The sequence below is a fragment of the Kitasatospora purpeofusca genome (assembly GCF_000718025.1).
In the GTDB taxonomy this organism is placed as follows: domain Bacteria; phylum Actinomycetota; class Actinomycetes; order Streptomycetales; family Streptomycetaceae; genus Kitasatospora; species Kitasatospora purpeofusca.
The window spans coordinates 29397-38107 of record NZ_JODS01000022.1; the positions used below are offsets into that span (position 1 = coordinate 29397).

Annotated in this window: 9 protein-coding genes and 1 pseudogene; 1 reads left to right on the forward strand and 9 read right to left on the reverse strand. The window is 70.8% G+C overall.

What is annotated here, in order from left to right; genetic code table 11:
- Positions 1–93 precede the first annotated feature (93 nt).
- The 8 genes and pseudogenes from IF01_RS44310 to IF01_RS0127305 form a co-directional block, all read right to left on the reverse strand.
- Positions 94–1482: an NsdA family TPR-like regulatory protein gene (locus tag IF01_RS44310; RefSeq protein WP_051756296.1), complete on the reverse strand. Its 1389-nt coding sequence runs from the start codon at positions 1480–1482 to the stop codon at positions 94–96.
- A 240-nt stretch (positions 1483–1722) separates the two neighbouring features.
- A complete protein-coding gene (locus IF01_RS0127275; protein WP_051756298.1) occupies positions 1723–2223 on the reverse strand; it encodes a hypothetical protein in 501 nt (166 codons plus the stop codon).
- Positions 2224–2280: 57 nt separating this feature from the next.
- Positions 2281–2619, reverse strand: a complete 339-nt coding sequence (locus tag IF01_RS0127280) for a hypothetical protein (RefSeq protein ID WP_030396202.1) — start codon at positions 2617–2619, stop codon at positions 2281–2283.
- Positions 2620–2742: 123 nt separating this feature from the next.
- The gene (locus IF01_RS48525) at positions 2743–2889 is read right to left on the reverse strand and encodes a hypothetical protein (RefSeq protein WP_157855362.1); all 147 of its coding nucleotides are present in this window, start codon (positions 2887–2889) and stop codon (positions 2743–2745) included.
- A 422-nt stretch (positions 2890–3311) separates the two neighbouring features.
- On the reverse strand, positions 3312–3866 hold the full coding sequence (locus tag IF01_RS0127290) for an SDR family oxidoreductase (protein ID WP_244215649.1): 555 nt from the start codon (positions 3864–3866) through the stop codon (positions 3312–3314).
- Positions 3867–3893: 27 nt separating this feature from the next.
- Positions 3894–4517, reverse strand: a pseudogene (locus tag IF01_RS45950) (IS5 family transposase); the annotation flags it as partial.
- A gap of 41 nt (positions 4518–4558) precedes the next feature.
- Positions 4559–6094 (reverse strand): S8 family serine peptidase, encoded by a 1536-nt coding sequence (locus IF01_RS0127300; protein WP_030396204.1) that lies wholly within the window; start codon positions 6092–6094, stop codon positions 4559–4561.
- A gap of 321 nt (positions 6095–6415) precedes the next feature.
- Positions 6416–7753 carry a GH1 family beta-glucosidase gene (locus tag IF01_RS0127305; RefSeq protein ID WP_030396205.1) on the reverse strand — a complete coding sequence of 446 codons (1338 nt, stop codon included), beginning with the start codon at positions 7751–7753 and terminating at the stop codon, positions 6416–6418.
- Positions 7754–7968: 215 nt separating this feature from the next.
- Here IF01_RS0127305 and IF01_RS0127310 point away from each other — a divergent pair, with 215 nt between their 5' ends.
- Positions 7969–8289, forward strand: coding sequence for a hypothetical protein (locus IF01_RS0127310; protein ID WP_030396206.1), 321 nt, complete (start codon positions 7969–7971; stop codon positions 8287–8289).
- A gap of 28 nt (positions 8290–8317) precedes the next feature.
- Here the strand turns inward: IF01_RS0127310 and IF01_RS0127315 are convergent, their stop codons facing one another.
- A complete protein-coding gene (locus IF01_RS0127315; protein WP_030396207.1) occupies positions 8318–8680 on the reverse strand; it encodes a MazG-like family protein in 363 nt (120 codons plus the stop codon).
- Positions 8681–8711 lie beyond the last annotated feature (31 nt).

An 8711-nucleotide genomic window follows, 5' to 3' on the forward strand; every position in this document is an offset into this window, starting at 1 on the left:
TCGATCCGATCGAGGACGGAGGACGATCCCCGTGCGCAGTTCCCACCGGTCCGTCCGGCTCCGGCGGTACATCACGGCCGGCCGGGTCGGATCTCACGGGTTCTGCTGCCCGCGGTCGGGTACGGCGTGCGCCGGGGGGCGTTCGGCCAGTCGCTCCAGGAGTTCCCGCACGTCCGGGTGGCCGGCGTGGGGGGCCAGGTAGCGGCGGAAGCGGTTGGCGAGTCCGGGCAGGAAACCGCCGGTACGGTCGATGGCGCGGCGGATCGTGGCTGCGGCCTCGTCGATCCGTCCGGCGTCCAGCTGGGCCTCGACGGCCGGGCACAGTTGGACGGGGTCGTAGGGGCTCGGGGACCGGTCCGGGGCCGCTCGGTCGCCGAGCAGGGCACTGAAGCAGGACAGTGCGCGGGTGGGCTGCCCCAGACGCAGCCAGGTGTGGCCGCGGGAGAAGTCGAGGTAGTCCTCGTTGATGTTGCCGCTGGTGGGATCGGCTTCCGGGTCCCACTGCGGTGAGGCCGCGGCGAGGGCGTGTTCGGCGCGGTCCAGGGCGCGCAGGCCGGCGGTGCGTTGGGCGAGCCGGGCGGAGAGGACGGACTGACGGGCGTGCAGCTTGACGGCCAGACGTGGCGTGGGGCGGGGGACGATCGCGCGGGCGGCCCGGAGCAGGGAGAGCGCGTCGCGGGGGTCGCCGCGGCGCAGGTGGCGGTAGCAGAGCTGGGTGAGGTAGGCGACGGTGTGATGCGGTGCTCCGGCGGCAGAGGCCGCACGGATCGCCGCGAGGTTGTAGCGCTCGGTCCAGGCTTCGTCTCCCGCGACGTGACTGGTCCAAGTGCACAGGGTGGCGGTGCGGGCGCACAGCAGGAGCAGTCGGGTGCCGGTGGCGCGGTCGTATCCGTGGCTGGTCAGCAGATCGGTGATCAGCCGGTACTCGGTGCGGGCGGCGAGGTAGAGGGCGTGCTGGGGGACGGGGCTGCCGGTTTCGAGTCGTTCGAGGGCGAGAATGCGCTGCTCGGCCCAGACGAGTGCTTCGGGGGCGATGCGGGGACCGCCGCGTTCGGGCGGGCGGGCTCCACCTGCGAGGGCTGCGAGGACGCCGCGGATCTGGGCGGTGAGGCAGGAGCCGGTGGCGATCAGCGCGGCGCCGGGCTCCCCCGCCGCGGCCGCGGTGAGCCGGGAGACGGCGACGGCGCCCTGCGGGGACCACGGCTGCTGGAGGAGGTCGTCGTCCCCGGTGGCGGCCATGAGCCATTGCGGCCATCCCAGACGCAGCACGATGCCCTCGTCCACCTGGTGGATACGGGCCATGGCGAGCTGGGCAGTGAACTCGGGGGCAATCCGCCCGGATTCCCATCGGGACACCTTCTCCCGCCGCGCGGCCATCTGTCCGTGCCCGAGCTCCGCGTGGGTCCTGGCGATCAGCCGGGCGTAGGCGGCCTGCGAGAGGCCGGTCGCGGTTCTCAGCGCGACCAGGGGGTGCGTTGCCATGTCGATGCGCCTCCGACGCCCGCCGGATCCTGTCGGCGGACTACGGGAATTCGGTCGAAACGTCGACCAAGATCCAATCAATCGTAACAAGTTGACTGCGGAGCGTCAACGAGCTGAGTGGTAGCCCAGGCGCCCTGTTCCGCCCTGATCTCCCGCCCCATTCATTCCGGCAGACGCATCGGCACCTCGCGCGAGTGCTCGGACGGGAAAACCCGTCCGAGCACTCGCGCGAGGGAAGGGCTAGAAGGGAGACCCTCCGTGCCCGATGATCGACTTGAGCATTCCGGGTGACCCCACCCCGTATGCGCCGACGAGCGCGTAGCCGAGCGCGGCCTCACCAGGGGTGAGGGCGGTCCGGGATGCCCAGGAAGCCGTGATCGAGCCCATGGGCGTCCGCTCGAACACGGCCAGCTCAGCCCCGTTCCGGGTGAAGCGGGTGAGGCTTTCCGAGACAGGCGCGAACACGTAGGAGGCGTCGCAGAACTCGACGTCGACGCGGTACGACCTGCGGGTGGCGAACCCTGTTCCAGGAACGACCCGGCCCGATTCGTTCCCCACTGTCAGCACGATCTGCTGCGGGTCACGGGTGCCGATGGGCGATGGGTCACCGGCCACGGACCCTTCGCGGCGCATCATGGTCGTATCCGGCAGGGAGGAGGATCGGACATCGATCACCCCTCGCTCGCGATCCACAGAGATCTCCACCCGTCCGTGGAGTGGGTCACCGATCACCAGGTCCATTCACCCGGCTCCTTTCCTAGCGCCTTCCTGCTGTGCAAGCGAATCATGCACAGTGGGTCAACGGGTCTCGAACGAAAACCCTGCCGTGCTGGAGCTGAACCCACACATCGCGACAGACTGCTCGCCTATCTTCTGCCACGGTCCCCATACGGAGAACGTGACGTCATGGGCATTGTTACGGCCACGCAAAACAGTACATTTGATCACGGCGCGATGCTCCTTCATCTCCCTCGGCCCGGGACTGATGCACCACGAGGTCGCCTTCCCCCGCCCCAGGTCCAGCTCGGCCTTGACGAAACATGCGGCAGGCTGCGCGGAGGCCGTCGCGGGGACCGCCACGGCAGCGCCGCCCGCGACCACCGCGACGACGGCCACCCTGAAGAAAGTACTGCGCATTTCTTTTGTCCCTCCCGAAAATCTGGCAAACCAGCCGGACCCTGGACTTCCATCGATGGAATCCCGGCTCGTTTTGCACAACCTAGACGCCGCCGGGCGCCGCATTCAAAAACAGGAAGCAACTCAGGAGGCACGCTTCTCCCGCTTGACGGCCGACGCACTTCTGGACAGGTGGTCCGGGCGGATTTTGAGCGGACCGACAGACGACAGTGCCTTGAAGCCGTGGTGGTAGAAGGTGTCGAGGAGCAGCCACCGATCCTGGTTCGCCACCTTCACCGACTGCGGGAAGCCCTGCGGACCCTCACCGACATCGGCAGGCTCCGGCGCGACCCCGTGAGCGGCCTTCGCCTGTCACCACCGGTTCCACTCCGACCGGCTCGGCCTCAGCCACCAGGACCAGGCGCTGCTGGCCCCCTCGCACCGCTGAGGGTTCCGCGGCGGACCGTGGCATGCGTGCGCGCCCCGCGCCGCCCCGGCCTTCGACCCCCCCAGGGGGTGTCGAGGGTCTGCGTCGTGCAGGGCCGACAGCTGGAGGCACTGCGGCGGCAGGACCCTTCCCTTCTGCGGCAGATTCCCCCGGTACGCCGGTGGACTTCCTGGCAATCGGTCGCGGCGTGACCGCAGTTCCAGGGGGAACCGACCAGTGTCAGCGGCATCTCGCATGGGCGCCGTCCGCACGGACCGGGCGGATTTCAGGGTGTCCGGACGAGGCCGCCATCGATGACGGAGTCGCTGCCGGTGACGTTACCCGCCCGGTCGCCGGCCAGCAGCACGACCAGATCGGCGACCTCCTGGGGGAGGCTGAAGCAGCCGATCGCCGACTGCGGGACGGCGGCTCGAGCGATGTCCTCCGGATCTCCGCCCGCCGCTTTCGCGACAGTCGCGGCGACGCCGTCGTCACCGAGCCACAGCGCTGTGGACACCGGCCCGGGGCTGACTGTGTTCACCCGCACTCCGCGCGGACCGACCTCCTTGGAGAGGGCCTTGCAGAAGTTTGAGAGCGCCGCCTTGGCCGCGCAGTAGTCGATGATCGTCGGGTCGGGCAGGAACGCGTTGACCGAGCTCACGGTCACGATTGAGGCGTTGCCGCGCTCGATCAGACGGGGCAGGGCCGCTCGGGCGGTTCGGACTGCGGCGAGAAAGTTGATCGTCAGTCCCTGGATCCAGTCGTCGTCGGTGACCGACAGGAGACCGGTCAGCCGGAGGCGTACCGCGCCGACGTTTAGGTCGACGGACACCGGGTGCACCTGCGGGGCGAGCTCGGTCAGCGGACCGGTGATACCGCGCGCTACCGCGACCACGTTTAGCAGGCGGCGGTACTCGTCGTAGTCGTAGCCCCGGTCGGCGAAGAGCCGCCGGAGCCTGCGGCGGGGGGTGTCCTCGGAGTCCTCGGATCGGCGGTATCGCGTCCAGCAGGGGCAGCAGTCGGGTGATGTCGTGACGGTTGCCTCCGGTGAGCGTCACGGCGAGCGGGGTGCCGCAACGGTCCACGATCACATAGTGTTCGGGGCCGAGTCGGGCACGGTCGGCGGGTGAGGGGCCGACATGATCCTCCCTTTGAGAGCTCGGACGTGTGAGCCGTCCACGGCGCAGTCGTCCAGGCCCAGCAGGTCCGTGCGGCGCAGTGCGGTCAGCAGTGCGGCATGCCGACGGGGCCAAATGCCGGCCTCGGTCCAGTCCCGCAGGCGGCGCCAGGCCGTGACTCCGGAGCAGCCCACGGCCCGCACGGGGACATCGCGCCATGCGACACCGGTCCGCAGCACGTGGATGATGCCCGCCGGGGCCGCCGCCCGGTCCGGGACCCGCAGTCGCCCGGGGTGGCGGTGGCGTCGTTCGGGAGCGGGCGGCAGCAGCGGAGCCACCCGCCCCCACAGGTCATCCGGGCACAAGAGCAACACGCACCCGGACAGCCTGCCGACCAAGACTCATTTTGAAACGATCAGTTGACCGCGCGCAGGGCGTTGACGATGCCGAAGCCGTAGAACCCGTTGACCCGCTTGCCGCCCACGCAGACGGCGTCCGCGGTGGCCTCACCGGCTCCGGCGGTACCGGCGGCCGGGGCCGTCGGGCAACCCGGGTTGTCCGCCTGGGCCTTGAGCATCGCCTGCAACTGCTCCGGGGTCGCGTGCGGGTGGGCGGACTTCAGCAACGCCGCCACACCGGCGACGTGGGGCGTGGCCATGGACGTGCCCTGCTCGTAGCCGTACTGGTTGTTCGGCAACGTCGACAGGATGCCGCCGCTCTTGGACGGCGTGTCCGAAGCGACGTACTGGTCGCCGCCCGGCGCCGCGACGTCGATCACACCGAGGCCGTAGTTGGAGTAGTACGCCCGCGTGTTCGTGGGGCCGGTCGCGCTGACCGTGACGACGCCCGGCAGTTGCGCGGGCAGGTCCCAGCAGGTGTGCGGGTCGACCGTCCGGCTCGACGGGGTGGAGTCGTCGGGGCTGCCGCCGTCGGTGAAACCGTCGGAGGCCAGGTCGTGGTTGGCGTTGCCGGCCCCGGCGACATTGAGGGTGCCCTTGCGCTGCGCGTAGAGCTGGGCGCGGTCGACCGCGTCGATGATGGCCTTCTGGTCGGGGTCGTCCAGGCAGTTGTACTGCCAAGGGTCCACGTAGTAGCTGTTGTTGGTGATCTGCACGCCGTGGTCGGCGGCGAACACGAAGGCGCAGACCACGCTCTCGGCGTAGATCAGCTGGCGCGGAGTGGGCTGGGAGACCGTGATCCCGGAGACCTTCACCCCGGGCGCTACGCCCGCGACGCCGACGCCGTTGCGGGCCGCGGCGATCGTGCCCGCCACGTGGGTGCCGTGGAAGTAGTTTGGGTCGACCGGCCGCCAGGCGCCGTACGTGGTGTCGGCCTTGCCGCCGGCGCAGTTCGCGGACTGCGAGGGGGAGAAGTTCAGGGCGAGGTCCGGGTGGGTGTCGTCGACGCCGGTGTCGATCACGGCCACCGTGACGTTCCCGCTGCCCGGGTCGATCTTCGCGGCCTGGTCCGCGCCGATCGCCCGCAGCGCCCACTGCTCGGCTTCGAGGGGTTCGGCGCCGCTGCCGGACGCCTTCCCTATGCTCGCGACCTCGGTTGCGGACAGAGGCCGCACCAGGCCCGTGTCGCCCGCCCCCGCCGGGCTCAGCGGCGAGGTCCGCGTGGCCCCCGCCGACTGCACGCCGGGCACCGCGCGCATGCGCCGGGCGAAGTCGGGATTCGCCGAGTGGACGACGATGACGCCGATCCCGTCGTAGGTGACGACGATGCTGCCGCCGGCCGCGGTGACGGCCCGCTGCACCGCTGCGATCGTGCGACGGTCGGTCCTGGTGTTGACCACGTACGCCAGGGCGTTCGCGTCCGCGGCCCGCTCGGCGACCTGCGCCCGGGGAGCCGCCGAGGCCGTCGCGGGGAGGGCCCCGAGCGAGGCGGTCAGCGACAGCACGACCGGTGCGGCCAGGCCGAGCCGGAGTAAGGAATCTATTCGAGCCATGTGCTCTCCACATCATCCGGGTGCGGGACCCGGCCGGGGAACGGAGCGCCGGCCGGACTGGTACGGGACGGGTGGTGCAGGAGTGAAGCTAACCTGCCGCCTCGCGAACCGGCAATGACCTTGCACGAACTCTCCGGAGGCGGCGCGCTTCGGGTCCCCGTACAACCGACCCGCGACTGAGACCACTGGCGATGGGCTGCGGATTCATAGAACGCCCTGTCATTTGCGCAGCTCTCGGGCCCAGCCGCCGCAGGCCGCACCATCCGGATGACCTCTCGGCCACTGCCGGAAGGCCATACATCCCGCAGCGATTGAAGCCAACTACCTTGGCAGCCGCGCCCGGTGGGCGGCAACCAGGTCGCGGTACCAGGCGTAGGAGGCGCGAGGGGTGCGCTGCTGGGTGTCGAAGTCGACGTGGACGAGGCCGAAGCGTTGGTGGTAGCCCTCGGCCCATTCGAAGTTGTCGAGGAGGGACCAGGTGTAGTAGCCGCGGACGTCGACGCCTTCCGCTGCGGCGGTGGCGAGGGCGTCGAGGTGGGTGGAGAGGTAGGAGATGCGGGTGGGGTCGTCGAGGCCCTCGGGGGTGGAGCAGCCGTTCTCGGTGATGGTGATCGGTGGGAGGGCCGTGCCGTAGCGGTCGTGGAGGGATACGAGGAGTGCGCGCAGGCCGTCGGGGACGATCGGCCAGCCGAAGGCGGTGTGGGGGACCTCGGGGATCTCGGCGAAGGTGAAGGGGAGGCTCGGGTCGGTGGGGGCGGCGATGCGGGTGGGGTTGTAGTAGTTGACGCCGAGGCCGGTGAGGGGGGTGGCGGTGATGAGGTCGAGGTCGCCGGGGCGGACGGCGCCGTGGAGGTCGGGGCCGGTGCCGAAGGCGGTGAGGTCGGGGTAGCGGCCGAGGAGGAGCGGGTCGGTGAACAGGCGGTTGTGGAGGGTGTCGTAGGCGTCGGCGGCGGCGAGGTCGGCGGGCGAGGGGGAGGCCGGTTCGACCGGGGTGAGGTTGTTGGAGATCAGGACGTCGAGGCCGCGCTCGTGGAGGAGGGTGGCGGCCAGGCCGTGGGCGAGGAGTTGGTGGTGGGCGACCGGGAGGGCGTCGAGCATCAGGGCGCGGCCGGGGGCGTGGATGCCGAGGGCGTAGCCGTAGACCATGTGCACGAAGGGCTCGTTGAGGGTGATCCAGGCGGGGACGCGGTCGCCGAGGCGGTCGGCGACGAGGGCGGTGTAGTCGGCGAAGCGGTGGGCGGTGTCGCGGTTCAGCCAGCCGCCGCGGTCTTCGAGGGCCTGCGGGAGGTCCCAGTGGAAGAGGGTCGGGAGCGGGGTGATGCCGGCTTCGAGGAGGGCGTCGACCAGCCGGTCGTAGAAGGCGAGTCCGGCGGGGTTGGCGGGCCCCGCGCCGGTGGGCTGGATCCGGGGCCAGGCGATGGAGAAGCGGTAGCCGTCCAGCCCGAGGCCGCGCATCAGCTCGATGTCCTCGGGATACCGGTGGTAGTGGTCGCAGGCCACCGCACCCGTGTGCCCGTCGCGGACGGTGCCGGGGCGGGCGGTGAAGGTGTCCCAGATCGAGGGGCCGCGGCCGTCCTCGTTCACCGCCCCCTCGATCTGGTGGGCGGCGGTGGCGACACCCCAGCGGAAACCGGTGGGCAGGTCGAAGCGGTCCGGCATGGCAGCCTCCCGGATGGAAATATGAGGACTGCTCATGTTACTGGCGCTTCGCCGGGACGCCAGGGGGACGACGGCCCCGGGCGGCCGCCCGGATTCGACGTGGGTCGAAGGGTGTTGGTCGGGCGTGGCGGGACTGCTGAGACTGGGCGTGCCGGCCCGGCCCCGGGCCCACCGATCGCCACAAGCGGCACGCCGCACGTCATCGAGGAGTTCCCATGATCCGTACGTCCATGGTCCGGCTACGCGTCACCGCCGTCGCCCTCGCCGCCTCGGCCTGCCTGCTCGGGGGCGCGGCCTCCGCCCAGGCCGCGACGACCGGTGCGGGCCGGGCGGTCGCCGCGACCGAGACGGCGAAGTTCACCGGCAGCGGGACCGGGGGCACGATGGGGTCGGCCATCGAGAGTGCGACCAATGTCGCCCTCTCCTACGCCCAGGCGGCCGGGTGGCAGCGCAGCCAGTGCTACCGGCTCGCCTCGGACGTGCGGCAGTCCGGCGGCTGGTTCACCGCGGTGTCCCAGGTGTTCTGCCAGCGCTGACCCGGCTGCGGGCCGCGCCGCCCGGTGGTCAGGCCGTAATGTCAACCGCAATGTCCGGGAGGTCGCGGCCGGCCACCGAGCGGAGGTGCTCCTCGAAGAAGCGGCGCGGGTCCCCGCCCATCCGGGTGAGCATCACCAGGGCGGACAGCGCCACGTCGCAGGCCTCCCTGCGCACGTCGTCCCAGTCGTGCGAGAAGCCCTTCCTCGGGTTGACGCCGAGGGCTCCGATCACGGCCTCCGCGACCTCCCCGGCCTCCTCCTGGAGCTTGAGGGCCTGCAGCGTCCAGCGCTGCTCGTCGGTGCGGTCGGAGTGCGCGTCCAACCGGTGCGCAAGGGCGTTGACGATGTCCCAGCTGTCGTTGGTGTCGTTGACGTCGTTGGTGTCGTTCATGAGTCAGGATCCTGGCCCGCGCCGGGGGGAG